Annotated in this window: 21 protein-coding genes; 3 read left to right on the top strand and 18 right to left on the bottom strand. The window is 42.0% G+C overall.

Going from position 1 to position 26,846, the window contains the following annotated elements; genetic code table 11:
* Window positions 1-45: 45 nt before the first annotated feature.
* The 17 genes from fliD to CWB60_RS02760 all read right to left on the bottom strand — a co-directional run bounded on the left by fliD (window position 46) and on the right by CWB60_RS02760 (window position 18,546).
* A complete protein-coding gene (gene fliD / locus CWB60_RS02840) occupies window positions 46-1,452 on the bottom strand; it encodes a flagellar filament capping protein FliD (protein ID WP_138578880.1) in 1,407 nt (468 codons plus the stop codon).
* Between the two features lie 56 nt (window positions 1,453-1,508).
* Window positions 1,509-1,943: a flagellar protein FlaG gene (locus CWB60_RS02835; RefSeq protein ID WP_138578878.1), complete on the bottom strand. Its 435-nt coding sequence runs from the start codon at window positions 1,941-1,943 to the stop codon at window positions 1,509-1,511.
* Window positions 1,944-2,108: 165 nt separating this feature from the next.
* Window positions 2,109-3,605 carry a flagellin gene (locus CWB60_RS21065; RefSeq protein ID WP_138578876.1) on the bottom strand — a complete coding sequence of 499 codons (1,497 nt, stop codon included), beginning with the start codon at window positions 3,603-3,605 and terminating at the stop codon, window positions 2,109-2,111.
* A 306-nt stretch (window positions 3,606-3,911) separates the two neighbouring features.
* A complete protein-coding gene (locus CWB60_RS21060; protein ID WP_138578874.1) occupies window positions 3,912-5,402 on the bottom strand; it encodes a flagellin in 1,491 nt (496 codons plus the stop codon).
* A gap of 275 nt (window positions 5,403-5,677) precedes the next feature.
* Complete coding sequence (gene flgL / locus CWB60_RS02820) at window positions 5,678-6,946, bottom strand: flagellar hook-associated protein FlgL (RefSeq protein WP_138578872.1); 1,269 nt, start codon at window positions 6,944-6,946, stop codon at window positions 5,678-5,680.
* Window positions 6,947-6,948: 2 nt separating this feature from the next.
* The gene (flgK, locus tag CWB60_RS02815; RefSeq protein WP_138578870.1) at window positions 6,949-8,955 is read right to left on the bottom strand and encodes a flagellar hook-associated protein FlgK; all 2,007 of its coding nucleotides are present in this window, start codon (window positions 8,953-8,955) and stop codon (window positions 6,949-6,951) included.
* 1 nt (window position 8,956) lies between these two features.
* Entirely contained in the window at window positions 8,957-9,973 is a 1,017-nt protein-coding gene (flgJ, locus tag CWB60_RS02810) for a flagellar assembly peptidoglycan hydrolase FlgJ (protein WP_138578868.1), read from the bottom strand.
* A 135-nt stretch (window positions 9,974-10,108) separates the two neighbouring features.
* Window positions 10,109-11,203, bottom strand: a complete 1,095-nt coding sequence (locus CWB60_RS02805) for a flagellar basal body P-ring protein FlgI (protein ID WP_004588022.1) — start codon at window positions 11,201-11,203, stop codon at window positions 10,109-10,111.
* A gap of 11 nt (window positions 11,204-11,214) precedes the next feature.
* Window positions 11,215-11,898 carry a flagellar basal body L-ring protein FlgH gene (flgH, locus tag CWB60_RS02800; RefSeq protein ID WP_004588021.1) on the bottom strand — a complete coding sequence of 228 codons (684 nt, stop codon included), beginning with the start codon at window positions 11,896-11,898 and terminating at the stop codon, window positions 11,215-11,217.
* Window positions 11,899-11,918: 20 nt separating this feature from the next.
* Window positions 11,919-12,707 (bottom strand): flagellar basal-body rod protein FlgG, encoded by a 789-nt coding sequence (gene flgG / locus CWB60_RS02795; RefSeq protein ID WP_004588020.1) that lies wholly within the window; start codon window positions 12,705-12,707, stop codon window positions 11,919-11,921.
* Between the two features lie 21 nt (window positions 12,708-12,728).
* Complete coding sequence (locus tag CWB60_RS02790) at window positions 12,729-13,472, bottom strand: flagellar basal body rod protein FlgF (protein WP_138578866.1); 744 nt, start codon at window positions 13,470-13,472, stop codon at window positions 12,729-12,731.
* A gap of 176 nt (window positions 13,473-13,648) precedes the next feature.
* On the bottom strand, window positions 13,649-15,019 hold the full coding sequence (flgE, locus tag CWB60_RS02785; protein ID WP_138578864.1) for a flagellar hook protein FlgE: 1,371 nt from the start codon (window positions 15,017-15,019) through the stop codon (window positions 13,649-13,651).
* Between the two features lie 59 nt (window positions 15,020-15,078).
* Complete coding sequence (locus CWB60_RS02780) at window positions 15,079-15,759, bottom strand: flagellar hook assembly protein FlgD (protein ID WP_138578862.1); 681 nt, start codon at window positions 15,757-15,759, stop codon at window positions 15,079-15,081.
* A gap of 13 nt (window positions 15,760-15,772) precedes the next feature.
* Window positions 15,773-16,204: a flagellar basal body rod protein FlgC gene (flgC, locus tag CWB60_RS02775; protein WP_004588016.1), complete on the bottom strand. Its 432-nt coding sequence runs from the start codon at window positions 16,202-16,204 to the stop codon at window positions 15,773-15,775.
* 5 nt (window positions 16,205-16,209) lie between these two features.
* Complete coding sequence (gene flgB, locus CWB60_RS02770) at window positions 16,210-16,617, bottom strand: flagellar basal body rod protein FlgB (protein ID WP_138578860.1); 408 nt, start codon at window positions 16,615-16,617, stop codon at window positions 16,210-16,212.
* Window positions 16,618-16,761: 144 nt separating this feature from the next.
* Complete coding sequence (locus CWB60_RS02765; protein ID WP_126007880.1) at window positions 16,762-17,592, bottom strand: CheR family methyltransferase; 831 nt, start codon at window positions 17,590-17,592, stop codon at window positions 16,762-16,764.
* 21 nt (window positions 17,593-17,613) lie between these two features.
* Window positions 17,614-18,546 (bottom strand): chemotaxis protein CheV, encoded by a 933-nt coding sequence (locus CWB60_RS02760; RefSeq protein WP_004588013.1) that lies wholly within the window; start codon window positions 18,544-18,546, stop codon window positions 17,614-17,616.
* 140 nt (window positions 18,547-18,686) lie between these two features.
* Here CWB60_RS02760 and flgA point away from each other — a divergent pair, with 140 nt between their 5' ends.
* From flgA to flgN, 3 genes are all read left to right on the top strand, one after another.
* Window positions 18,687-19,394 (top strand): flagellar basal body P-ring formation chaperone FlgA, encoded by a 708-nt coding sequence (flgA, locus tag CWB60_RS02755; RefSeq protein ID WP_138578858.1) that lies wholly within the window; start codon window positions 18,687-18,689, stop codon window positions 19,392-19,394.
* Window positions 19,395-19,470: 76 nt separating this feature from the next.
* Window positions 19,471-19,794, top strand: a complete 324-nt coding sequence (gene flgM / locus CWB60_RS02750; RefSeq protein ID WP_004588011.1) for a flagellar biosynthesis anti-sigma factor FlgM — start codon at window positions 19,471-19,473, stop codon at window positions 19,792-19,794.
* Complete coding sequence (flgN, locus tag CWB60_RS02745; protein ID WP_054982970.1) at window positions 19,787-20,218, top strand: flagellar protein FlgN; 432 nt, start codon at window positions 19,787-19,789, stop codon at window positions 20,216-20,218. The genes flgM and flgN overlap by 8 nt, the downstream gene beginning before the upstream one ends.
* Before the next feature lie 157 nt (window positions 20,219-20,375).
* On the opposite strand, the gene CWB60_RS02740 is transcribed toward flgN, so the two are convergent.
* Window positions 20,376-26,831 (bottom strand): Ig-like domain-containing protein, encoded by a 6,456-nt coding sequence (locus CWB60_RS02740; RefSeq protein ID WP_138628003.1) that lies wholly within the window; start codon window positions 26,829-26,831, stop codon window positions 20,376-20,378.
* Window positions 26,832-26,846: the final 15 nt, after the last annotated feature.

Raw genomic sequence — 26,846 nt, 5'->3', positions numbered from 1 at the left:
AAACCGTTTTAAACGGTTTTTTTTGCTCATAATTAATATGAAAAATTAAGAATTATTACTCACCACACCAGGCATATTTTCAAGCTGCGCTTGCACGTAACTACTTGTCGAATTGAGGCTCGCTACCAATAAATCCATGGCGTTGTATTGAGCGTATAGCCTGTCAGATAACGATTCCATTTTATTTGTTAGGCTTTCACGTTGGCTATCAATATCATCTAGTTGATTCGTTTTACTGTCGATACGGTTTTGGATAATGCCGTCAGCGTCAGTATAAAAACTCATTAACTCATCAAACGATTGGGCAAAGCCGCCCTCGTCATCGTCACTGCCTACAAAAAACTGCTGCACTAAGTCGACATCTTCATCAATTTTTTCATTTAAAGTCTCGGTATTGAGCGTCAATACCCCATAACGATCGGCTTCAACACCTAATTGCGAAAGTGATAATGAGTTGCCATTGCCTAAATCTACAGAGTCGGTAATCTGCTCTCGCAATTTAGACATTACACCGCGTAGTAACGAGTCACCGGCCATTACACCCGCGCCATCTTCGCTTGAAGCGCCTAAGTTGTTACTCAGCTCCAAAAGTTCATTGTAGCTTTCAATAAAACTAGCTAAACCAGCTTCAATGTTACTATTATTCTCTGTAATTGTAATATTGCTTACATCATCATCTTCAGCGTGTGCTTTTTTTGCCGTTATCGTGATGCCATCTATTACATCGGTAAAGGTATTTGAAGAACTACTAACTGTGAGCGAGCCATCGATAGTAATTGATGCATCGGTTGCAGCAATAATTTCAGAGGCGTTTTGAACACCAGCAGAATCAAAGGCTAAACGAGATAATCCATTAGTGTCGGTGTTATTACCATCAATATCGGTTACCTCGACTTTAATCTCGTTCTCAAGTCCGCTATTTTTAGCTGCTAGCACTAAATGCTGACCGGTATCATCTGTTATTATTGTTGCGTTTATGCTGTCGTTATCGCTGCTGTCGTTAATTGCATCTCTTATTTCACTTAAAGTAGCGGAATCTGATACTTCAATATCAAAACTATTCTCGCCTGAGCTGAATGTCATAGTACCTTCACCCACAGCGGCATCAGCGTCAAATGCTTCTGATAGTATTTTATGCTCTGTAGCAAGGTTATTAACCTCTACAGAGTAACCACCTGGCTGGGCGTCTTCATCAGCACTTAACTGCACGAAAGTATCACTTCCTGATGTACTACGTTTTTGATAGTTATCAGCGTCACCTAGCGCTTCCATTGCTGTTTGCACTTGCTGTAGCGCAGACTTTAAAGCACCTACAGCTGAAATATCAGTAGTTAGTGTACTTTCTTGAGTGTTTAAACGAGCCTCAGCTGGAGCCTGCTCAGCATTAACTAACGCATCAACTATATCTGATACCGCTAAACCAGAGCCTAAACCATTAAACGAAATAGACATACTTCACCTCTTTAAACCCAAAAAACTTAACTAATAATATATCAACAGCACGGCGGCTACACCGTTTGGTCGATTAAAATACCTGCAGACTCAGAAAGCTTTGACACTAAGCTTAATACTTCTTCCGAAGGGTATTGCTTAATTACATCACCACTTGTTTTATCAAGTATCTTAATTACATCACGCCCAGAGTCTTCATCAACTTGAAATTGCAGAGTACGGTTCATCTCCCCCATAAACGCCTGCAATTGCTGCGCCACTTTTTCAAGCTGCTCACGTTCAAGCTGTTGGTTTTTCGGACTATTGTTCTCCGAGCTTTGTTGTGTATATTGATTATTTAGCTGGTTTTGTGAGCCTTGTTCATCCGTTTTATTTACGTCATCAACAGCGCGCTGAGTCAATGTTGATCCACTCTGCCCTACTTGTTTATCTTCACCAGTTAAAGATGTTGATGCTATCGTAACTTCTGCGTTTGAAGTAATGGTGTTCATAACGCCTCCTAGAGCTGCCGAACTTGTATAATTATTAGACTAACAATAGCTTAATTTATACCCTTAAACCACAAAAGGAGGTAGCTAAAGCCACCTCCTTGTTTTAAAACTAATACCGACTTTATGTACTAGCTAGCTATTCATTAAGCTATAACGTTTACCTTATTAACCTAATAAGCTAAGTGCTGTTTGTGGTAACTGATTCGCTTGAGATAAGATTGACGTACCTGCTTGTTGCAAGATTTGGTTTTTAGTCATCTCTGCTGTTTCAGTTGCAAAGTCTGTATCTTGAATACGGCTACGTGATGCCGATACGTTTTCTTCTATGTTAGCAAGATTACTTATAGTGTGGTCAAAACGGTTTTGAACCGCACCTAAACTAGCTCTTTGTGAGTCAATATTTGCAATTGCATTATCGATAATTGCTATTGCGTCTTGTGACCCCTGTTGATCAGTAATATCTATAGAATCTACACTTTTGAGAGAGCTTACCGCTGTAGTATTGACTGGCGCAATTGTAGTATCAGTCGTTTGAGCTGTAAAAACCTCAGACGAGTTTAACTGTAATGAACCTGAAACATGAACATCATCACCTGCTGCAATAGCCACAGGTGTAGTTGCATCTACTCCGTCATAAGACTTACCTGTAACCGTCATCCCAACAGTGCTAGTGGTTCCATCACTTTCTGCTAATGCAGAAAGAACAATATCTTCACCCGTGTCGTTGCCAATTGTTAGTTCTCCGTTTTCAATTTTTGCAGTTACACCGTGTTCATCAGTTTTCGCGTTGATAGCTTCAGCCATAGCTTGCTTATCACCAGCAACTGTGCCTGTTGATACAAATGAAACTTTTATTTCATCCCCTGAAGCTAAGTCTTTACCGTTTAGTTCAAAACTTATAATCTCATCTGCATCGCCAGCTGTTGTAATATCAACCTTTGCTTCTGAACGAGCCTGAGCAGTAACCCCGGTAGAGCTTGTGTAGCTATTTACAGCACTTGCTGCATCCGCCGCACTAGCACCTGGCGCAATCGCAACCGTGGCAGATTCTCGGCCATCAATAACTAAATTACCACCTGCAACTTGGCTCGCTGTACCTGCAAATGCTTCTGCAAAACCTGCTGTATCACCTTGTAAGTTAATTTGGTTAGTGCCTATCTTATTCGCTGCAACACTCGATAATGAAACATTAATATTCTCGTTAGCGTTAGCACCAATTTGAAAAGACTTAGAACCAAAGCTGCCATCTAGTAATTGCTGACCACCGAATGATGTTGTTTCTGCAATACGTGTAAGCTCTGTTTGGAGCGCACTTACTTCTTTTTGTAGTGACTCACGGTCTTCTGTTGAGTTTGAGCCGTTAGCAGATTGTAGCGCTAGCTCACGCATACGTTGTAAAATGCTTGTAGACTCGCTCATTGCACCTTCAGCGGTTTGTGCCATTGAGATACCGTCGTTAGCGTTACGTTGTGCTACTGCTAAACCATTTACTTGTGATGTTAAACGGTTTGAAATTTGTAGGCCTGCCGCATCATCTTTTGCGCTGTTGATACGCATACCTGATGACAAGCGCTCCATTGATGTTGCAAGGTCAGAACCCGATTGAGATAGGTTACGTTGAGCGTTTAGTGAAGATACATTTGTATTTACTGAAATCATAATAAAACTCCTGATTACTTTCGTAATGTGACTGTTTAGATTTAACCAAGAGCTGTCACAATTGTATGTTCAAGCTCTGTACTGGTTAAGTTAACGGCAGGAGAAAATTTATCTTTAGCGTTATTTTGATTTATTTTTAAAGTTATTAATAAAATAAATATAAGCAACTAATTTTAAAGGAAATAATAAATTCACTTGCCCCTAAAAAAGTTTTTAATTCACGTACAGCGTGCTATTTATGGACAAAAAACAAAAAAGCACACCTATCAAGATGTGCTTTTTTATAAGTTTTATTAATAGCGTTTATTACTAACCACCTAATAAGCTAATCGCAGCCTGTGGTACTTGGTTTGCCTGTGAAAGGATTGATGTACCTGCCTGCTGTAGTATTTGGTTTTTAGTCATCTCTGCTGTTTCCGTAGCAAAATCGGTGTCTTGAATACGGCTACGCGATGCGGTTACATTTTCTTCAATGTTTGCAAGGTTGTTAATTGTAAAGCTAAAGCGGTTTTGCACAGCACCTAATCCCGCACGCTGCTCATCAATATTGGCTATTGCATTATCAATGATTGAAAGCGCATCTTGGGAGCCTTTTTGAGTAGTCACATCAATATCAGCTGCATTTTCTAATGTGCTCGTGACCTTAGTATTTACTTCATCAACAAAAACCGTACCAGTTGTAGCAAAAGTTTCTGATGAATTTAACTGGATCGAGCCAGCAATCCTAGCAGAGTCCGGGCCTCCTGTAACTAGTGTTTGGGCGTCACCGGCCGCACCTTCGTTATAGCCTTGCGGTGTAATAGTAATATCTGAACCTGTGTCACCCACAAACCCTACAATCTCTATACTCTTACCATTATTGTTTGAGAATGAAAGCTCTCCATTCTCTATTGTAGCGGTAACTCCATGTTCATCAGTTGCCTTATTAACAGCCTCAGCCATTGCTTGTTCATCACCAGCAACAGTACCCGTTGCAACAAATGACACTTTTTCACCATTTAATTCAAAACTTACTGAACTACCTTCTGCACTTAATGTTGCACCCATTTCGATAACAGCTTCGGTTCTAGCCTGTGCTGTTACACCTGTAGCACCACTTACCTGATTTATAGTTGCAGCAGCTTCTTCTGCTGTTGAGCCATCGACTATATTGACCGTCGAATCTACCCTACCTGAAATTGTAAAACTACCGTAAACAGTCGCACTATCAGCAAGAGCACCAGTTCCAATTTCAGAAACCTGACCAAAGCCATCACTACCGGAAGCTGCTTGTAAATTCACTTGGTTTGAGCCAATTTTTTCAGCAGCAACGCTTGAGAGTGATACATTAATTGTTTCGTTAGCATTAGCGCCTACTTGGAAAGCTTTACTACCATAGCTGCCATCTAATAACTGTTGACCACCAAATGAGGTGGTTTCTGCAATACGGGTTAGCTCAACCTGAAGTGCTGATACTTCTTTTTGCAGTGCTTCTCTATCTTCTGCTGAGTTTGAACCATTAGCCGCTTGCAGCGCAAGTTCACGCATTCGCTGAAGTATGTTGGTCGACTCACTCATTGCGCCTTCAGCGGTTTGCGCCATTGAAATGCCATCGTTGGCGTTACGTTGAGCAACTGATAAACCATTTATTTGAGAGGTTAAGCGGTTTGAAATTTGTAAGCCCGCCGCATCATCTTTTGCGCTATTAATACGCATACCTGATGATAAACGCTCCATTGACGTTGCTAGGCCTTCGCCAGATTTAGTTAAGTTACGTTGTGCGTTCAGTGACGACACATTAGTATTTACTGTTAATGCCATTTTACCATCTCCTAGGTTTAAACAGAGTGTGGTTCAACACGTTTTAACAGGAACCACTATTCGATAATTTCTAATCATTAGAAAAGCATTTACTGTGCCAACTTTTAAATAAATATAACCACATGTTTTAAAAGTATTTTCTATTAAAATATTAAACGTTAATAATAAGTTATCTGGTTAGCAGGAGTGACGACAATTTATTGCCGCTATTTTGAGGGAGGTTTTTGCCGCTTTGTATTAACTAAAGCGGCAAGGTATTTCTGCTTATAATCTGTTTATAAGTAATCAAATAAAGAAAGGTTTGTTAAACGGCCAAACGTGGCTTGTGACGCTTGCAGTGCGGTTTCTTGTTTAGTGAGTTCACTAATGGCTTCTGCCATGTCTACCTCTACTAAATCAGAAAGGTTACTTTTGTTTTGAATGTCTTGCGCAAGATTTGAGTCACTCACGCTATCAACCGCATTCATCCGCCCGCCTAAGCTCGCTTGCGTATACACAACTTGCTCACTTGCATTTTGAAGCTGTACTACACCATCGGCTAATACTTGCTGAAAATCATCGTTTTCAAGTGTGCCATCATTTAACCCCGTAATGAGCGATTGTAATGTATTGAGCACGTTTTCTTTGTGCGGCTTTTCGAGGGTAAAATCAAGCTGGCCTGGTGCTGCGCCTTCAAATTCGATTTTCATGCCTGCAAAATCGATTGGCTCATCCGTTACCTCACCTACTTGTGCGGGGCTCAGCGACACACCGTCGCGCAAAATTTCATAAGTATCAGGGTCGTTGGCGGTAGCTCCTGGTGTTATTACCACATTATACGTGTTCGCTGTTGCCGCTGCGGTTGGATCAGCATTGTAGTTATCTTGGTGGAAACGGTCGAACTCTGTTTGGCCATCTACATAAACCGTCCCTGCAGTAATATTATTTGCAGGCGTAGTTACCGGGATCGCAGCTTGATTATCAGTAACATCTAACCTTGCATCACTTTTTTCAAACGTATCAAAACCGTTATCGCTTGATTTAATACTTACCCCTTCAGCAATGGTTATAACATGCTGGCCTTGATCCCCATTATAGGTGTACTCACCTGTTGTAGAGTCAAACTGGTATGGTTGCGTGCTGTCTTGGTAGCCTGAAAAAATAAACTTACCGTCTTCTGAGCGGGTATTCATTAAATTGACGAGTGTTTTTTGTATTTCACTCAGCTCAGCCGCGATAGACTCTAAATCATCTTGAGTATAAGCACCATTGCCCGCTTGAATAGCTAGCTCTTGGGCTTGCTGAATATTAGTATTTATACTTTGTAAGATGGTTTCTTCAGTTTCTAGGCGGCCAGTTAATTGGTCAATATTTTTAGCATGCTGCTCATTTGTTTGTATTTTATTTGAGTAAAGCATCCCTTGCGAAATAGCAGCAGGTGCTTCTGAGGTAGTTAAATACTTCTGCCCTGTCGTTACTTGCTCTTGTGCATTAGCAACACTTTGTTGGCTATCGAGTATTTTATTAATGTTGTTTTGGTACATTAAGTTATTTGATAAACGCATAATTACCTCGCTGCACTTAATAAGGTGTCAAAAATTTCTTGAGCTGCAGCCAACACTTGAGCTGATGCTGAATATGATTGCTGAAAACGCAGTAAATTGGCAGCCTCTTCATCTAGGTTTACACCTGAGAGCGACTCATACCACGCTTCTGATTGCTCTGCTAACGCATCAAATGCGCTGGCACTGGTAATGGCTTGGCCGGTTACTACGCCAATATCACTCACTAACCCTGAATAGGCTTGATTAAACGTTTCGTGATTGTCGGCAGTGGCTGTTGTCACTACATTTTTACGCACTAATTCGCCATTTTGTAAATCAGCGAGCTTTAAACCATTACGGTTATCATCAAAACCGCCTTCGTTAAATTCAAGGGTAAAGGTGTCTCCAGTGGCTGGCGTGCCTTCTATGTCAAAATCAAAGCCATAGTTGCTATAAGGTACGCCAGCCTGAGCCAGCACACCTTCTGCTGGAGGCGTTATAGTAAAGGTTGTGGTGCCATTTGCATCTGTAATTTGATATTCGTTTGCAGTGCCTGTTTTAACTAACGTGATATCGCCATTGGCTAAACCAGGGGTAGTGTTAAAGCCACCCGAGGTAACACTTGTTACTTCTCCGGCTGAAATAGTCGCTGTACCTACATTATCTATACTGTTAGCTGTACGAATAGGCGATGCCAGTGCTAAGTCTTCACCGCGGCTTGTCGCAAGGGAAATACTGGTTGCCGCCTCTGAGTTAAGTTTGATTTGAAACTGATCACCTGTATTACCAGTACCGGCTACATCAATTTGTAAACCAAACGACTCCCCACTCGTAATATCATCTGAGTCGATAACACCTGATGGCGGTATAATCGCTAAAGAGGCGCTGCCTATCGGCTCCCCTTTATTATCTATAGGCTGAATGCTCACTTCATTTGCATTAGCGGTATAAGTAACAATAAAGTCGCTGGCAGGCAGTTCACTGCCTTTACCAGCCTCAAGCGTGGCAGTTAAGCTGGCGCCGCCGGTATTAGCTTGGTATGCATAAGCACCCACGGTAGGTATATTAAATATATCACCGCCTAGCTCGCCGTTAGCATCCATACCCAATTTATTTTGCTCGTTGAACGCATCTGCAATGGCCAATCCCATTTGGCCAATTTGGTTTTGTGCAGGCACGAGTATGTCGTCTCTAAAAGCCAACAAGCCGCCAATTTTGCCTTTTAATTTAGTTGCATCTATTTCTAGCGGCACAGCTTTGCCGCCATTAACGTCAAGCGTCAATTCTTTAAAATTAGGATCGGGGTCGCCCGACAGTGAAAACAAGTTAAATGTACCGTTTTCCATAACTAAAGATTCACCGCTGCCCATAAAGACGAGTTTTTCGCCATTAGGGCCATCAAGTGTTTCTATATCAACAAGCTCTGATAATTCACGAATCGCTAAGTCGCGCTGGTTATAAATAGAGCTTGCGCTTGATGCGTTATTTGTGCCATTTACGACTGCAATTTCTTGGTTTAACGTATTTATATTTTGGATGAGTGAGTTGGCTTCTTCAGAAAAAATCTCAAGCTGCTCATTCACTATACCTTGTTGCTCAAGCACGATACCCGAAAGCCTATCCATTTGATCAACTAAGCTTTGCGCATCGGTCATTACTAATGAGCGAGCAACCGACGAAGAGGGCTGGTTTAGCGCCTCTTGCACGTTATTAAATAATGAATTTATGCCCGTTGATAAGTTATTAGACTCTTCTGAAAAAATAGTATCAACACGGTTGGCTTCTGTTACAAATTGATCAAAAAACGATTTATTTGACGTGTCGCGGTTTAACTGCGACTGGGCAAACTCGTTCAATAACCTGTATGTTTCGCCGCGACCTACTTGGTTATCAACCATCGTGGTAAATTCAGTGCGCTCACGTACGTAGCCTTCTGTATTTACATTGGTGATGTTTTTACTGGTCGTTTGCAACAGCTCAGAGCTTGAACGCACCCCAGCACTGGCAATATTTAATAAACTAAACGACATATTACTTCACTCCTTGGGTAAACGCGCTTGTTGCAATATTTTTAAGCTCACTGCTATTTAGCACTTTTTTTATTTTACTCGCGTAATTAGGATCGGTTGCATAGCCTGCTTTTTGTAGCGAATCTAAAAATTCGGTTGGCTGCGCTGTTTTTTGTAATGCTTCTTCGTAGCGTGGGTTTTGCGTTAAAAAATCGACAAAGTCGTTCACGCTTTCTTTTATAGAATCGTAAGCTCTAAAACTTGCTTGCTTTTTAACAGGGGTACCTTGCTCAAATTCAAGCGTTACTTTACTTGCTTTATCGCCTTCCCAGCTTTTATCTGATTTAATATTGAACAGGTTATTTGAGCTATTCCCGTCGCTTTTATTAATAATATGCTTACCCCAACCCGTCTCAAGTGCCGCTTGGGCCACCATTACTGCAGGGTTTAAACCAATTTTTTCTGCCGCTGTTTTAGCATGCTCCCACACTGCACTAACAAACTCTTCAGCATTATTAAACGACGACTGCTGTGTAGGCTGTGTTGTGGTTTTAGTTTGTGTTGCCGCACTGCTGACTACTAAGTCATCTTTATTTGCTTGCTTTACACTGTGCCCCTTTTCGTGCGGCAGTTCAGAGCCTGCGCGTTTATCACTCATAAAGTCGTTAGTAGTTCTTAATACTGAGCCAGGCATAAAGTTCTCAGCATCTGGTGAGAGCTGCTGAACAATTAAATCAGCCAAACCTAAAGACCCATTTGATGAAAGCTCAGAAGAGAGCTGCTGATCGTGCATTTCTTCAAAAAACTTTACGCCGCTAGAGTTAAACGGACTGTCTTCATCTTCAAATGCTTCGTTGGCTTTACGCATCCCTTTTAGAAGCATTTGGGTAAAAATAGCTTCAAATTGTGCCGCTGCTTTTTTTAGCGCCGCTTTAGAGGCATCAGTAGATGCATCACCGCTGTTTAAAGCGTCTTGACGTAAAGTATTAAGATTACTTAAATCAAAAAAGTTTTGCTTATCGAGGTGATTTGTTTCCATCAGCTTTTTGACACAAAAATGAATAATGCTTTAAGAAATGCAAAAATTGAGCCAAAGAAAGGTAAACAGTAAAAAGCTTAAGTACCTTTTGAGTACTTAAGCTTTATTTGGAAGGGTAAACATTCTTAAAAATAATTAAATAACAACAAGCTGCCCGTTAATTGCACCCGCTTCTTTAAGCGCTTCTAAAATAGCCATTAGGTCTCCAGGTGCTGCGCCTACTTCATTTATAGCACGCACTAAGTCATCTAAGCTAACGCCGGGGTTAAATACAAACGCACGAGAATCATCTTGATTAACGTCAATAATACTTTGCTGTGTAACAACGGTTTCGCCTTCTGCTAATGGATTAGGCTGCGTTACATTTTGCTGTTCAGCAATTGTGACTGTTAGGCCGCCATGGGTTATTGCCGCAGGCTGTAGCTTCACATTTTTGCCAATGACAATCGTTCCCGTACGTGAATTAACAATAATTTTGGCTGAAGTGTCAGCAGGCTTAAACTCTAGGTTTTCAAGCGTTGATAAATAAGACACTCGTTGCGATGCATCACGTGGCGCAATAACGCGTACTGAGGCAGCGTCAATAGCTTGTGCACTATTAGGGCCTACCAAGTTGTTAATTGTTGCTTCTAAACGTTTTGCCGTTGTAAAGTCTGGGCGGTTTAAGTTAAAAGTAATGTAGTCGCCTTGCATAAAAGGGCTTTTAACTTCGCGTTCAACAGTGGCTCCGTTAGGTACGCGGCCAACTGTCGGGGTGTTAATGACCACTTTACTGCCATCAAGCCCTTGTGCTCCTAAACCACCCACAATTAGGCTACCTTGTGCTATGGCGTATACGTTTCCATCCACCCCTTTTAAAAAAGTTTGGAGCAAGGTGCCGCCACGTAAACTGCCTGCACTGCCAATAGAAGATACCGTAATATCAATTGTTTGACCCGGCTTTCTAAACGGCGGAAGCTCAGCATGGACTGCCACTGCTGCTACGTTTTTAATTTTAGGGCTTTGTGTTGAAGGCAGCGTAATACCAAAACTGTTTAGCATGCCTCTAAAACTTTGTTGCGTGTAAGAGTTTTGCTCTCCAGTACCAGGTAGCCCCACCACTAAACCATAGCCAACCAATTGGTTAGCACGTACGCCTTCAACCATAGAGACATCTTTTATACGCTCGGCGCTGGCAGAAAATTGCCAGCCTAGCAGTATGATCAAAATAAACGCTTTAATGCTATTCATACTACTATCCTCTAAAACGGAAATAACGAGCTACTAAAGAAACGTGTTAACCACCCTGGGCTTTGCGCTTCTTGTGTTTGTCCTTTACCTGAATATTGAATTCGGGCATTAGCTATTCTATTCGACTCAACCGTGTTATCGGCGCTTACATCTTGCGGACGTACAAGCCCTTCGAGCCTAATAAACTCTTCGCCGGTGTTAAGTGTTAGCCATTTTTCACCACGAATAACTAAGTTACCATTGGGTAAAACACGCATAACATTCACCGAGATGTCGCCCACTAAACTGTTTGACTGATTTGATTTAGAGTCACCGGTAAATGATGAATCACTACCAATGCCAAACTGAATACTGTCGCCACCTATATTTACTGGTAAACCACCTAACCCAATAACGGGGTCTAGGCTGGCTTCGGTTTCTTTATCGGTTTCGGTTTTAGCGGCTTTTGTAGCTTGTGTTGACTCTTCAAGCTTAACGGTAATTATATCGCCGGTTCTAAGTGCTTTTTTGTCTGAATACAAATCATTAAATGTATTGGTGTTAAACAACGAACCCGTTGCAACAACAGGCTCTGCTACAGGCTCTGGGTACATGGGTGCGTAGTAGGGGTCATCTTGAACCACTTCACTATTTTGCGTAGAAACACAGCCACTTAAAAATAAGGTGCCTGCTGCAAATAAAATAACATTACGCATAACTATCCCCTTGTGCACGGTTATAACTGTTGATTGATGTAGCTCATCATTTCGTCAACGGCCGAGATTACTTTTGAGTTCATTTCGTAAACACGTTGAGTTTCGATAAGGTTAACCAATTCTTCCGTTACATTAACGTTTGATGTCTCAAGCGAGCCTTGAATAATAGTACCTAAGCCTTCTACACCTGGATTACCTTGAACAGGCGCACCACTAACAGCGGTTTCGGTGTAAAGGTTTTGACCAATTGGCTCAAGACCCGATGGATTAATAAAGTCACTAATTGTTAGCTGGCCAATTACCACGTTATCGGCTTGCCCTGCAACGCGTACAGATACTTCACCATCTTGAGAAACTGTAATTGATTGCGCATCATCGGGTACATTCATTTCGGGCTGAACAACAAAACCTGCACCTGAGGTAACAATGCGGCCGTCTTCATCGGTAGTAAATTGCCCATTACGCGAATACGCAATATTGCCATCGGGTTGCAGCACTTCAAAAAAGCCTTCGCCTGAAATCATCCAATCGAGTGAGTTTTCGGTGGTGAGCATATTACCTTGCGTAAACTCTTTTTGGTTAGCAACCACTTTTGCACCAGCGCCTAGCATTAGGCCAGATGGCAGCTCGGTATCTTGTGATGAGCGCCCGCCAGGTTGGTTGATGTTTTGATACAATAAATCTTCAAAAATAGCGCGGCTTTTTTTGTAACCTACGGTACTGGCATTCGCCAAGTTATTTGAAATAACTGATATATCAGTTTGTTGAGCGTCTAGCCCTGTTTTACTTATCCACAATGCAGGATTCATAAGTATGCCCTCATTTTAAAGTTAAACTATGCGCATCAACTGATCTTGACGTTCGTCAATCTCTTCAGCTGTTTTCATTAGTTTTACTTGTAACTCAAATTGACGTTGGTGGTTGATCATATCGACCATTTCGTGAACTGGATTAACGTTAGACATTTCCAGTGCACCACTTAACACTTTTACATTTTCAGAGGTATCGACGGTTTGCCCTGGTACAGGTCTAAATAAACCATCGTTGCCTTTTTCAAGCTCTCTGCTGTTTCCTTCAACAACGCGCAGCGTGTCTACTTCTTCTAAAAAATTTGCAGGCGCCCCTTGAGGGCGAACCTGTATGGCGCCATCTTCACTAAAACTTATTTTTTCAATAGGAACCGGTAAAATTACGGGGCCACCTTCGCCAATAACTTGACGGCCATGACTTGTTACCAACATACCTTGTGCAGTAATGTTTAGCGTGCCTACTTTTGTATAGGCTTCGTTTCCTGAGTCATCTTGAACCGCAAGCCAGGCGTTATCGCTCATGGCAATATCTAAATCTCGCCCTGTTTCGATTATGCCGCCAGAGGTCATGTTAGAACCTGGTCGCTCTTGCATTGAAAACACTCGGGTAGGCAAGCCCTCGCCAAATGCTTGCATAGAGCGCGCTTGCGCAAAGTCAGCTTTAAAACCCGTGGTGTTTGCGTTTGCCAAATTATTGGCTTTAAGTGCAAGCCCTTGTAGGCTTTGCTTAGCGCCAGAGGCTGCAATGTAGACCATTTTGTCCATAACATCGACTCACATAAAAAATCTCTGAGTTGATAAATGCAAAATAGATGCCAGGTTAAATTTGACGCAATATAAGGAAGGTATTGAACGGTTCAGCTAGACTAGTTTTAGCGACATAGCTACAAAAAAGGCTGCAAAAATGCAGCCTTAAAATCTTAACCAAAAATAAGGTTAACTTATCGAATCTGCAAAATACTTTGCTGAATTGTTGAGTTAACTTCAAGCGCTCTTGAGTTCGCTTGGTAGTTACGTTGAGCGGTAATCAAATCAACTAATTCGTTTGTTAAGTTGGTATTAGATTGCTCAAGCGCGGATGAATTAATACTACCAAAAGTACCCGAGCCTGCTTCACCGGCCACTGGCTCACCAGAGTCTATACTTTGCTTCCAGCTGGTATCGCCTACTTGCGAAAGGCCTTGAGAGTTTGGAAAGCGAACCATAGCAACTTGGCCTAAATAGGTTGAGTCGCCATTGCTGTATGAGGCAACAATTTTACCGTCTGTGCCAATATCAATACCCGCTAAACGACCCACTGTAGAACCATCTTGGTCAAGTGCTTTTACTTCAAAGCCACTTGAGTACTGAGTTGGAATACGGCCAGCTGTGTTGTTTTCATCACGCCAGTTTAGCTCAATCCCTGTACTTGGGAATGTTGCGCCGTTATCAAGCATTGACGATAAACCAGTACCTGCACCTGCCGGTAAATTAATTTCATCAAACGTGGTGGTGTTAGTATTTGCTACACCATCTGTTGTGGCGGGTAAACCGCTAGAATCAAAACCAAGTGTGGTAATAGGTGTATATGGTGTAGTTGTTTGCTCTGCACCAGATGTACCGTTTACCACTTTACCATCAAGCGTAGCGTATACTTCCCAGCTATTGTCTGTACCACCTGCAGCTGCATCTTCTTCTTTTACAAAAAAGTATTGCAGAATATGTGGTTCACCTAATGAGTCGTAAACAGTAGTAGACGTCGACGAATTATAGGTACCGTTCGATGTCGGATCAAAATCGAGGCCTGTTGCATCAGCTGTTGCATCTAAGTTGAACGATAAAAATACGTTTTCGGTTGCGCGAGGCGAACCTGATGAGTCAGGAATTTGAATTGGGTTAGTTGTACTTAGACTTACCGATGTGGTGTCCCCACTTGATGCATCAACCGGAAAAGCTTGTAAGTAATTACCTTTGGCGTCAACCATAAAGTTATCTTGGTTAAGCTTAAATGCACCTGCACGAGTATAGGTTAAATCTTGCGACGAAATATCGTCGGTCATTGCAAAATACCCTTCGCCGGTAATCGCTAAGTCTAACGAGTTGTTAGTAAATTGCAGTGACCCTTGGTGGAATTGCTGTGCAACCATGGTTGTTTGCACACCATCACCGTTTTTAGTTTTACCTGCACTAAAAACAGATGCAGCGTATACATCGGCAAATTCAGCACGCGATTCTTTAAAACCGGTGGTGTTTACGTTAGCAATATTATTTGCTGTTACGTCTAAGTCTTTTTGAGCGGCAGCTAGGCCTGTAAGTGCGATATTAAAGCTCATAATTCACCTCTAACTTTTAATCTAATAGCCTGCTAGCAGGCGAAATACTTTTTAATTGGTTATGCGATCTCTGCGACATCAGTCAACCTAACCGCACCCTCTTTAGTGTTAATAATAATGCCACTAGAGCCATTGATATTAACGCTTTCAATGTTTTTGAATGTTGCCACCGGTAAGCTTGAAAACTCGCCGTTGGTACTGCCCTCTGCAGTAATGGTGTATTCACCCTCTGGTAGGCGCTCACCGGATTCATTATTACCATCCCAGCTAAAGCGCACTGCACCCGCTGCTTGCGAACCCATATCGATAGTTCTAACCAGTTGCCCAGAAGCATCTGTGACTTTAATTGTTAAATTATCAACGGCTTCTTCAGCAACCGCAGACCCTTTTGCCTCTCCGCTTTCGCCAAGCTCAAGCGTATTAGATTCTAAAAGCGCTTGCTTACCAACCAGCGTTGATGCTTGTAAGGCAGAGTTTGAGGTCATTGACGAGGCAAGTGACTCAAAATTTGTGTTTAAATCTGCGATGCCTTGCGCCATGGTAAAATTAGTCATTTGCGCAATCATCTGATCGTTATCAGCCGGATTACTCGGATCTTGATACGATAGCTGCTGAGTTAGCAACGAGAAAAAATCTTCCTGCGTTAATGCATCGCTCTCTTCAGTGGTCGTCGCTACTTGGGTCTCTTGCCAAGTTATAGAGTCCAAAAAAGATGAACTAGTACTAATATCGTTACTCATAACCTACCCTCGGTTATCGCTGCCCAAGTAACAGCGTTTTGCTTAACATTTGCTTAGCTGCATCGGCAACTTGCACGTTTGTTTGATAAGAGCGAGAAGCAGAGATCATATTTGCCATCTCCTCAACAACATTAACGTTGGGTTTATAGATATAGCCATTTTCATCCGCACTTGGGTGATTAGGGTTATATTCAATTTGTAGTGGTTTGTTACTCTCAACAATTCCCAGCACTTTAACACCAACAGCGGAGCCCTGAGGGTTGCTGGCTGAGGCAGACGCTTTTGTCAGCTCGGCAGCAAATACAGGTTGGCGTGCTCGGTAAGTTTTGTCTTGGGATGAACTAATTGTATTAGCATTCGAAATATTACTCGCGGTGGTATTTAAGCGAACATTTTGCGCACTCATACCACTGCCTGAAATATCAAAAACGTTATATAAACTCATAATTATTATCCTTGACTACCGAGCGCTTTATTCAGGCCCTTAAATTTACTACTTAAAAATTGCAGGCTTGCCTGATACTCCATCGCATTCTGTGTATACAAGTTTCGTTCCACCTGTATATCAACTGAGTTACCATCGCCTGTATCTCCTTGATTTGGATTGCGAAATAATTCAGAACCACCTGCACTTCGAGTACCGCCAGCAATGTGTTTTTCATTGGTAGTAACCATGCTATTGCCGCTTTGCTGAGTTGACCTTGCCGCTTTTAATGCTGAGGCAAAGTCGATATCTTTTGCTTTATAGCCAGGCGTATCAGCATTCGCTATATTTGTGGCAAGTACTTCTGCCCGCTGTGAGCGGATCAACATTGCATGCGGATGCACACCTAATGCTTTATCAAAACTGATAGCCATAACGTTCTCCAAAAAATTGACTTGCTTAAGTTAAAGCAATTTATAAGCCAGTAGTTTTTAGTTACGTTATTTTTTTATAGAGGGTTGTTATTAAATAAAAAAACGACGCTAAGAACGTCGTTTTTTAATAACAAAGTGATAGGATTATTTTTTTTGGTAGATGATTCCAGGGTTACAACGAACCATATCAAACTCGTTACTTAAGCCCGTCATCGACTCCGACGCACCTAAAAATAAATACCCTTTTGGGTTTAGTGCTTGGGCAAACTGACCAATTATTTTTGCTTTAACCTCTGGTGAAAAATATATAAGGACATTGCGGCAAAAAATAATATCAAACTTCCCCATTAAGGCGTAAGAATCAAGCAAGTTTAAATGTCTAAAGCTCACCTGTTTTCTAACTGAGTCGATAACTTTTGCCATGCCGTTGCCGCTATCCATAAAGTACTTTTTACGGCGCTCTGCTGATAGGCCTCGCGCTAATGCCAACGCATCATATTCAGCGTTTTTACACATATCGAGCATTGTGTTAGAAATATCTGTACCAATAATTTGAGCCCCCATACGCAACACGCCCGGTTGCTTGGCCTGAAACTCAGCAACTGACATGGCAATAGAGTATGGTTCTTGGCCTGAAGAGCTGGCCGCTGACCAAATTTTTAATGGTCGGCGGGCGTCTTTAAACTCTGGAAACAATTTATTTTTTAAAAGCTCAAATGGGTATTGATCCCTAAACCACAAGGTTTCGTTAGTGGTCATGGCATCAACTACAGCGGCTCTAAGTTGCCGCTCATGAGGGCCAAGCGTTTTACTCACTAATTGTGATAAAGATTCAACATTAAAACGAGCCATAAGCGGCGCAAGCCTACTTTTTACTAAATACTGCTTGTTTTCGCCTAGCACAATACCACATTGCTGCTCTAAAAATGAGCGAAACTGATCGTAGTCACTTTGCTGCAAATCTTTATTATTCAAATTAATAACACCTATTGTTGTTTAGTCGCAATGAACCCATTTTTTAACTGCTGTTGCCAATTCATCAGGGTTAAATTTTGCTATAAAATCATCCGCGCCTACTTTTTCGATCATCGCCTGATTAAACACCCCACTCAAAGAAGTGTGTAAAATAACATGTAGAGGCGCTAATTTTGGATCTGCTTTAATTTCTGCTGTTAATGTATAGCCGTCCATTTCAGGCATTTCAACATCAGAGATAAGTAAACCTACACGCTCAGTAATATCATTTTTACAATCAAGCTCGGCTATTTCTTTAAGCCTAACTAAAGCCTCTTTACCATTTTTTGCAAGCTCAGTTTGCACGCCAAGTGGCTCAAGTGCTCTTTTTACTTGGTTACGTGCAACAGCTGAATCGTCGGCAATAAATACAATGCGCTCGCCTAAGTCTTTTTGTATTGCACTATCGGCAGCAAGGTCGGCACTAACCTCGGTATTTACTGGACAAATTTCGTTTAAGATTTTTTCTACATCGAGAATTTCGACCAATTCGTTTTCAATCTCGGTAACGGCAGTTAAATAAGAGTAACGCCCTGCTCCTGACGGAGGTGGCATTATTTTTTCCCAGTTCATGTTAACAATTCGCTCAACGCCGCCAACTAAAAAGCCCTGCACTGAACGATTGTATTCTGCAATTATAATGAAGCTGTCTTTTACATTTTCAATAGGGCGGCCGCCTACGGCCATTGATAAGTCGATAACTGAAATAGTTTGACCACGAATATGCGCCACACCCCGAATGTATGCATTTGATTTAGGCATACTCGTTAAAGGAGGACATTGCAGTACTTCTCTTACTTTAAATACATTGATCCCAAAACGCTGACGCCCTCTGAGCTTAAATAATAGTAATTCTAGGCGGTTCTGCCCAACCAACTGGGTGCGTTGGTTTACTGAGTCTAAAATGCCTGCCATTCAAATCTCCTAAAGAAAACAAATAATGCGGAACGATAATTGCTTTCTGTTTATAAAGCTACATAACATCGCGGGAGCGTCTACTTTTTGACGCAAAATATTTATACCCTGTTTGAAACCATAAGCATAGTCGAAACATTATGAGTTTGTTAAAAAAAGTCAGAAGATACAGTGTTTTTTATTTTCTTGCTAGCCTCTGCTTAGCAACACCTTTGCATGCAAAAGTGTTTACTAAAGATTTATTACAAGAAATAGCAATTTCTCATATTGCAGAGCAAGTTACCGTGCCACTTGAAAAAAATGTGGAGATTACCGCGCTTGCTCTCGATAGCCGCATTCCTGATAGAGTATGCGAAAACGAGCCAGAATTAGTCGTGCCAAATGAGCCGCCATTTACACGCCAGGTGACTGTACAAATAAAATGTAACGATGCGCAAAGCTGGACTCAATATGTCCATGTAAGAATAGTTAAAATGGCGCCCGTTGTGGTTGCCACGGCAAATCTAGCCCGTGGTGAAGTTATTACTAAGTCTCATTTAAGCGTACAAATGAAGCCTTCGCAGTTTGTTAGGGTACAATATTTAGATGACCCTTTAATGCTTATTGGCAGCCGCAGTAAGCGAAATATAAGAAGCGGTATGCCGGTTTTGCTTAACCAAATTTGTATGGTTTGCAAAGGCGACGCTGTTAATATTTATGCGAGTATTAAAGGACTTAGAATAAAAACCACGGGGATAGCACTCGAAGATGGCACCCTTGGTGAGCAAGTACAGATAAAGAATAAAAAATCCGGTAAAATTTTGAATGCACGCGTAGATGGTGTAGAGTCTGTGCAAGTAAATATTTAATTTCGATTTATACTAAAGTATCTTATGTATATGCCGATAACTTGGCATAAGTTGGGTAATATACAGGTTTATTATTATGGTTAATCAAGTTAATGGCAGTAATCAACAAGCTAATGCGCTTACAAACGCTAAACAGCAACAAGTTGATATTAAAAAAGATAACGCTGCAAGTACACAAACAACACAGACTCCTTCGCCTAAAGCGGCGAGCGATTCAGTGAGCCTGACGCCACAAGCACAGCAGTTAAAAACCCTGCAAGATAAAGCACAGCAATCATCTGGCTTTGATAGTGAAAAGGTCGCTGAACTTAAAAAAGCGATTACCGAAGGTAAATACCAAATTGATGCTGAAAAGCTGACTAAAAACTTAGCTGATTTTGAGTTTAACGTATATGGCTGATCACAATAGTTTAATTAGCGTTAAATTAAATGAACAAGTTAAATGCTTGGATTCATTATATGCGTTATTAAACGAAGAGCTTAGTATTATTGCCTCTCGCAGAGGTGAAGGTTTAAAAGAACTTGCCCAACAAAAAATGTCTTTTTTAACAAAGCTTACGCAGCTCGATAAAGAATTGAATAAACTTTTTGCTGCAAATGATGAAAATGCCCCTGAAGTGACTGAACGAGTAGCGCAAGTTAAAGCGCAGTTAGCGCAGTGCCAAAAACAAAATAAAGTAAACTCACATGCTGCCCGCCAAGCACACTTAAGTGTAAAACAATTAAAAGATATTTTAATTGGCGCCCCAACCAGTATGACTTACGACCAAGGCGGTAGTGTAGTTAATACCGACAGCAAGCTGGTTCGTAACCTAAAAGCTTAACTGCTTTTATCTATCCTAATTTATTAAAAAAGCCCTTATTGAAGTCTCAGTAAGGGCTTTTTTAGTTTTACTACTTAGCACAAAATAATAACCACACTTTTGATTAAGTGAGTTTTAGTAACCCACTTCAGTTATTTAACTGAAGTGGGTTACTGATTTAAATATCTGTTTGGTTATTACCATTTTCAATTAAGTGTTTAATCATTTCCTCTGATTGATTTTGAACATCAACCGCTGGCGCTGCCTCATCAACACTTCCTCCACTTTGTGCAGGGCTATAAGCAATTGCAGAGCCTTCATCCTCAACCAGTGTATTTAGCGCTATAAGCTGCTCTGCATCTTCATCAATGATTACGTCATTAATATTAAGCGGCTCCGCCGAACTCACTTGCACTGTTTGCTTAGGTGTTGATAGGCCACTTAAGTTACCTAAATCAATCGTGTCAATGCTTAATACGGTGCTGCCTGAAATTTCATTAGGTTTTGTATCACCTAATGCTGAATCTTCGCTAAATGATTCTGCAATACTATCGCCTAATCCGAATGTACTTTCAGCTGTACTCAAATTATTTTCAGCTGAAACTAACTCGGAGTTATATCCTTGGTCAATAACATTATTGTATAAATTTTTAACTAAGTAGTTACCGGCTTCATCAATGGTGATAAAACGATAGTCGCTCCAAGAACCTAAATCGAGTACAGACAATAAGTAACTCCACTCACCATTAGCATCCGATTGAACCTCTGTAGAACTTTCTAATACATTAAGATTAATATTTAGCACATCAAGACCAAGCAAGTTATTCCCTACGACGTATACACTACTACCCTCTTCTACAGTGCCTATGGCAGTCAGACCTAAGCCTAACAATCCATGATAGTAACTAACCTGAAAACTTATTGGCGTAGTATCAACAACCAATCCAGATAAATCACCACTTGAAGTAACATTTCCAGATTCATCAGTAGCGGTAGCCGTTACAGTGTATGCTCCATCGAATAAAGCATTGTCTGGTGATACGCTCCATACACCTGTCTCACCCGCTGTTGTATCCTTGGTTACAACAGTACCGCTTTCATCTATAAAGCTTATGGTAATATCTTCATTTGCTCCTGCGGTACCGGTGATCTTAGGTGTGCTATCGCCTGTTAATTCTAAACCAGAGTTAATTACTATGCCTGAATCAACTATGCTGCTTATTGATTGCTCGCCGGTATTACCTGCATTATCAAGTACGTTTACATCAACACTGTAATTCCCTTCACTAAGAGGCTGCAAAGCTGTAACACTCCACGACCCATCTGGGTTTACTGTTGTTGAAACATTGTGTGTTTCACCTAGTGCGTCAGTAAACATCACCATAACTGCAGCTCCAGCAAAACTTCCGGTTACCGAGCCTGTAATAGTCGGTGTGGTATCTTGGCCTACTGCAATAGGGTCTATAAATACAATAGGTGCTGTGTAATCAGTACTTGAAACCATGGTATCGCTTGATGAGTTTCCTGCAGCATCACTCACTGTTGCAGTAGCACTAAAACCGCCTTCACTAAGCGGCGTAACAGCTGTGACTGACCAAGTTCCGTTACCTGCCACTTGCGCAGTTAATGTTTGCGAATCACTATTAGCATCAGTAAGTACTACGCTTATGGTTGTACCTGCCGGAGCATCACTTGTACCTGAGATGGTTGGCAGTGAGTTATTCGTAACTGCAAGTTCATTAATTTCAATTGTAGGCGGAGTTAAGTCAACTATGCCATTAAGACTTGTGGAGCTTGTAAGGTTTAAGTTTTCGACTGTTGCATCAACCGTAAATGCACCTTCAGCTAATGGAGTGGTCGGTATTAATGTCCATACACCAGCAATAGCTTGAATGTTATAGGTTGTTGCATTACCACTGCTATCTGTAATAACAACTTCTACATTACCGTTTATTACATCGGTAGTACCACTAATAGTAGGGGTTGTATCGCTTGTATCTATTATTGGGTTAATTAATAGACTCGGTAAAGTGGTGCTCACAACGCCCGTTTGCGTCACCGTTGCTATATTGCCTGCGTTATCAATACTAATAGCCTCGACGGTTAAATCGCCCTCAGCAAGTAAAGGTGCAACAACAAGCCACGTGCCATCTCCTAATACTGTTGTAGTAACTTCATAAAGTGTGTTTGCAGAGTCGGTAATATTAACCGTGATTAAGCTACCGGTTTCTTCGTCACTGGTGCCAGTAATAGTAGGCGTTAATGTATTAAGTACACCAAAGGCGTCTATTTCTAACGATGGCGGTATGGTATCAATCGTCACTTGCTCAGTAGCAGACTGGCCTACATTACCCGCAGCATCAGTAATACTAGCGAATACACTATATATACCATCAGGTAGGCTAGTGGTTACTAATGACCACGTGCCATCGCTACCAACAAGGGCATCAAATACTGTTGCGTTGCCGTTACTATCTATCACAGTTACATCAATGTCTGTGCCTTGAGCTTCTTCAGAAGTACCAGAAATAGTTAGAATGTCAGTATTGCTGATGCTCAACGGTAAAATATCTACCACAGGCACTAACGTATCAACAACAAACTCGAGCGTTTGTGTTACTACATTGCCGGCATCATCAGTGATACTCACGTTGGCAACATGCTGCCCTTCAGTCAGCGCATCAACCTCCAGTGAAAATAGCCCTGCTGCATTCACTGTTGTTGTTAGTACTGAACCTCCGTCCAGCTGTATCTCTACCACTCCATTAATTAAATCACTGGTCCCTTGAATAATTGGAGTAGAATCTGACGTTGTACCAATCACTTGCAAATTAAGCGTTGGCGAGATGGTATCTACTACACTGCTTAGCAGCTGTGTAGCTGTGATCCCGACTTCACTTAATACATTTACAGTTACAGTAAACACGCCCTCAGCAAGTGATTGAGGAACCTGTACAATCCATGAATTATCTGCCTGCACTATAGCAACCAAATCTTGTGCTATGTTATCGCTATCTACCACTCTAACTAGCACTTCGGTGCCTGGGGCTTGGTCGGTCGTACCGCTAATTACTGGTAAATCACCCTCGCCAGCTACAAAGTCAACCACCGCATTAAGTAACGGCGTTGAAGCATCTACATCTGCCGTCGTTATAGTGGTGGTGTTACCCGCTTCATCAGTTGCGGAGGCTTCAACAACTGATAAGCCAATAATATTAACCGCTAGGCCTAATAACTCCCAATCACCATTGGCATCGGTGGTTACATCGTAAGTTAAGTTAGCCAAATCACCTGCTAGTTCTAAATTAACGGTGACTGTTTTACCTTCACCTAAATCGGAAGTACCAGATAAAGATACTAGCTGTCCTAATACGAACGAAGGCACAATAGTAAGCTCTGGCCCTACTGTATCTACTTCGCCACCTGTTTTACTATCAACAGAGGTATTTCCTGCGCTATCAGTAATCGTTGCCGAAACACTGTAAACCCCCTCTGCTAATACGTTGTCTGCAGCGGCTTGCCAGTCTCCATTAGCATCCGTTTGTACGGTAATTTGATGCGATGCGCCAGCTGAGTCAGTAAACGTAACGAAAACGTTTGTATTTGGCTCGTTTGATGTGCCACTAATTAATGGCGTGCTGTCTTGGGTAAGTATTAATGAACTTTGATCAATACTAATTTCTGGCGCAATTGTATCAATATTTGCGTTAGTGATATTGCTGCCTGTATTTCCGGCATTATCAGTAATAAATACTTCTACTGAATATGACCCTTGCGAAAGACTATTGCTTGCTTCTACTGACCAAGTTCCACCGGCTTGCACCGTTGTATTGACTGTATGCGCATTACCTTGGAAGTCGGTAAATACCACAGCAACCACATCTCCTACGGCTGCACCTGTTACACTGCCAGAAACGCTAGGTGTTAAATCTGTACTACCTACAATATCGTTAATGCTAACCACTGGTGCGGTTATATCAACCACACCGGTAGTGCTAGTATTTACAGGGTTGCCCGCGGTATCACTTGTTGATGCAGTAACAGTATACGTGCCTTCGCTAAGCGATAAAGGAGCTGCAACTGACCATGTGCCATTTGCACCTACTGTGGCATTAACTGTTTGCTCTGCGCCTAAGCTATCTGTAATCAAAATAGCGACTATCGCGCCTTGTGGGGCTGTACTTGTACCTGAAATTGTAGGCGTTGTATCATTACTCGTTAGTAGCGGTGTAATATTCAATTCTGGGCCTGTTAAATCTATCAGCCCTGTATCTGTTGCACTGCTGGTTAAGCCACCTTCAGTCACACTGGCTGAAACAGTAAACGTGCCCTCAGGAAGGATATTTGTCGCATCTACACTCCATGTATTATCAGTTACAGTTGTTGTAACAGTGTGCGAGACATTATTAACATCGGTAATAGTAACCGTAACTAACGTACCATTTGCAGCACTACTTGACCCAGAAAGCGTAGGTGTTTGATCGTTTGTATCAACAATGGTGTTTATATTAATGGTAGGTGCATTAGTATTAAGCGTAGCAGTAGCATTTGCTTCACTACTGTTACCAGCTGTATCAGTAATGCTTGCTGAAACTGTCACTTGTCCATCAGTTAATTGCGTGGTTACATCAACACTCCAGGCCCCGCCTGCCCCCACAGTCGTTGTGTAGGTATCAATGCTATCACCATCAGTAATTGTGACATTAATTGTAGTACCTTCAACCTCATTAGATGTACCTGAAATAGTAGGCGTGCTGCTATTAATTGTACCTAATGCGTCAATGGTAATGGTTGGTGCTTGAGTATCAACAAGCCCTGTTCCAGTCGCTGAACCTGTATTATTAGCATCGTCGGTAATACTAACAACAACACTGTAATTTCCTTCAGGTAAATTAGGCGCTGTTGTTTGCCAATTACCATTTGCATCAACCGTAGCAGCTAACGTATGCGTATCACCATTACTATCTGTAATAACAATATCTACATTTGTGCCAGTAGGTTCACCAGATGTACCACTAATAACTGGCGTATCTGTGTTAAATACGGTTATGTCGTCCAATGCGACTATTGGTATCTGAGTATCAATTGTTAAGTCGATTGTTGTGTTAGTGATATTATTGGCGTCGTCAGCAACATTAATTTGCGCCGTATAGTTACCATCGGTAAGTGCAGTTGGTACCTCTACCTGCCAATTTCCATCAGCATCGACTACCGCAAAAAAGGTTTGGCCATCAATGCTAATTATTACATCAGCACCTATGGCATCACTGGTGCCTGATAGGGTTGGCGTTGTATCTGCTGTAGTGTCGATAGGATTAACGCTAAGAGTAGGTGCTATGCTGTCTATTTCACCTTGTGCTTGCTCAGTGGTTAAATTACCAACATCGTCTCTTACCTCTGCGGTAACAGTGTACTGCCCTTGTGCTAACTCGGTTGGCACTTCAACAGACCAACTTCCATTAGCTTGAACTATGGCCGTAAACTGCTGGCTTTGACCTGCACTATCTACAACGGTTAGTTCTACCTCGGTTCCTTGAACCATATCAGTAACACCAGAAATCACAGGCGTTGCATCATTCGATAATGCATCTACAGTAACAGTAAGCGCAGGTGCTTCATTATCAAAATTAAGTGAGTTGACGCTCGCAACATTGCCGGCTGCATCACTTGCAGTTGCAGTAACATACGCAAGACTAAGCAGAGGTACTGTTATGTTGGCAAGTCCCCATGTGCCATCAGCATTCGTGGTAGCAGTGTACGTTGCGCCCACTAAACCACCGACTAAATACTCGGTAATTGTGATCACTGACCCTTCTGGTAAATCAGAATCCCCAGAAAGAGAGACTAAATTGCCTAGGGCAAACGAAGGAATGATCTCTAAAGTCGGTGGAGTTACATCCACTTCGCCGCTGTCTGTCCCTGTGCCCGTGTTGCCCGCTGCATCCGTGATGCTCGCGCTCACACTGTAGTTTCCTTCGGCTAAATCAGTCGCTGGGGTGGCACTCCAATTACCATTCGCATCAGTTTGTACATCAATAGTTTGTACGGCATTGGCTGCATCGGTAAAGGTTACCGTGACGGTGCTGTTTGGTGCATCACTGGTGCCCGTAACTGTTGGTGTGCTGTCGTTGGTGAGCGCTGGTGCATCCACACTCACACTTGGCGCGGTGGTATCAATGTTACCGCTGCCGGTGATATCAGTGCTGTTACCTGCATCATCACTAATGCTGGCCTCAATACTGTACGGTCCTTCTGCAAGTGCCGTCGGTACTTCCACTGAGAAGTTGCCGCTCGCATCCACGGTGGTGGTAAAGGTTTGCTGGGTCCCTAAATCATCGATAACCGTAAAGGTGATCACGGTGCCTTCAACCGCATCACTGGTGCCGCTTAGGGTCGGTGTAACATAGTTACTTGAACCTGGGCTGGTTAAATCAAGCGTTGGCGCAATGGTATCAACCTCCCCTGCACCTGTGGCGGTCGCTGTGTTACCCGCTGCATCGCTTACGCTTGCACTTACGGTAAAGTTGCCCTCAGCAAGGGCTGTTGTAACCGGAACTGACCATGTACCACTTGCGCCCACTGTGGCGGTAATGGTTTGCGCTACACCGGCATTGTCTGTCACAACAATTGTCACTTCCCTGCCTTGTGG

The sequence above is a fragment of the Pseudoalteromonas sp. S327 genome (assembly GCF_005886415.1).
GTDB classification, from domain to species: Bacteria; Pseudomonadota; Gammaproteobacteria; order Enterobacterales; family Alteromonadaceae; genus Pseudoalteromonas; species Pseudoalteromonas atlantica.
The sequence above is the reverse complement of the archived record's forward strand: the minus strand, read 5'-3'. Positions and strand labels throughout refer to the sequence as shown.

Bases quoted from the DNA above. Each gene is read 5' to 3' on its own strand.
- fliD (WP_138578880.1), bottom strand. From the start codon at position 1,452: ATGTCTATTTCGTTTAATGGTTTAGGCTCTGGTTTAGCGGTATCAGAT.
- CWB60_RS02835 (WP_138578878.1), bottom strand. From the start codon at position 1,943: ATGAACACCATTACTTCAAACGCAGAAGTTACGATAGCATCAACATCT.
- CWB60_RS21060 (WP_138578874.1), bottom strand. From the start codon at position 5,402: ATGGCATTAACAGTAAATACTAATGTGTCGTCACTGAACGCACAACGT.
- flgL (WP_138578872.1), bottom strand. From the start codon at position 6,946: ATGCGTTTATCAAATAACTTAATGTACCAAAACAACATTAATAAAATA.
- flgK (WP_138578870.1), bottom strand. From the start codon at position 8,955: ATGTCGTTTAGTTTATTAAATATTGCCAGTGCTGGGGTGCGTTCAAGC.
- flgJ (WP_138578868.1), bottom strand. From the start codon at position 9,973: ATGGAAACAAATCACCTCGATAAGCAAAACTTTTTTGATTTAAGTAAT.
- CWB60_RS02805 (WP_004588022.1), bottom strand. From the start codon at position 11,203: ATGAATAGCATTAAAGCGTTTATTTTGATCATACTGCTAGGCTGGCAA.
- flgH (WP_004588021.1), bottom strand. From the start codon at position 11,898: ATGCGTAATGTTATTTTATTTGCAGCAGGCACCTTATTTTTAAGTGGC.
- flgG (WP_004588020.1), bottom strand. From the start codon at position 12,707: ATGAATCCTGCATTGTGGATAAGTAAAACAGGGCTAGACGCTCAACAA.
- CWB60_RS02790 (WP_138578866.1), bottom strand. From the start codon at position 13,472: ATGGACAAAATGGTCTACATTGCAGCCTCTGGCGCTAAGCAAAGCCTA.
- flgE (WP_138578864.1), bottom strand. From the start codon at position 15,019: ATGAGCTTTAATATCGCACTTACAGGCCTAGCTGCCGCTCAAAAAGAC.
- CWB60_RS02780 (WP_138578862.1), bottom strand. From the start codon at position 15,759: ATGAGTAACGATATTAGTACTAGTTCATCTTTTTTGGACTCTATAACT.
- flgC (WP_004588016.1), bottom strand. From the start codon at position 16,204: ATGAGTTTATATAACGTTTTTGATATTTCAGGCAGTGGTATGAGTGCG.
- flgB (WP_138578860.1), bottom strand. From the start codon at position 16,617: ATGGCTATCAGTTTTGATAAAGCATTAGGTGTGCATCCGCATGCAATG.
- CWB60_RS02760 (WP_004588013.1), bottom strand. From the start codon at position 18,546: ATGGCAGGCATTTTAGACTCAGTAAACCAACGCACCCAGTTGGTTGGG.
- flgA (WP_138578858.1), top strand. From the start codon at position 18,687: ATGAGTTTGTTAAAAAAAGTCAGAAGATACAGTGTTTTTTATTTTCTT.
- flgM (WP_004588011.1), top strand. From the start codon at position 19,471: ATGGTTAATCAAGTTAATGGCAGTAATCAACAAGCTAATGCGCTTACA.
- flgN (WP_054982970.1), top strand. From the start codon at position 19,787: ATGGCTGATCACAATAGTTTAATTAGCGTTAAATTAAATGAACAAGTT.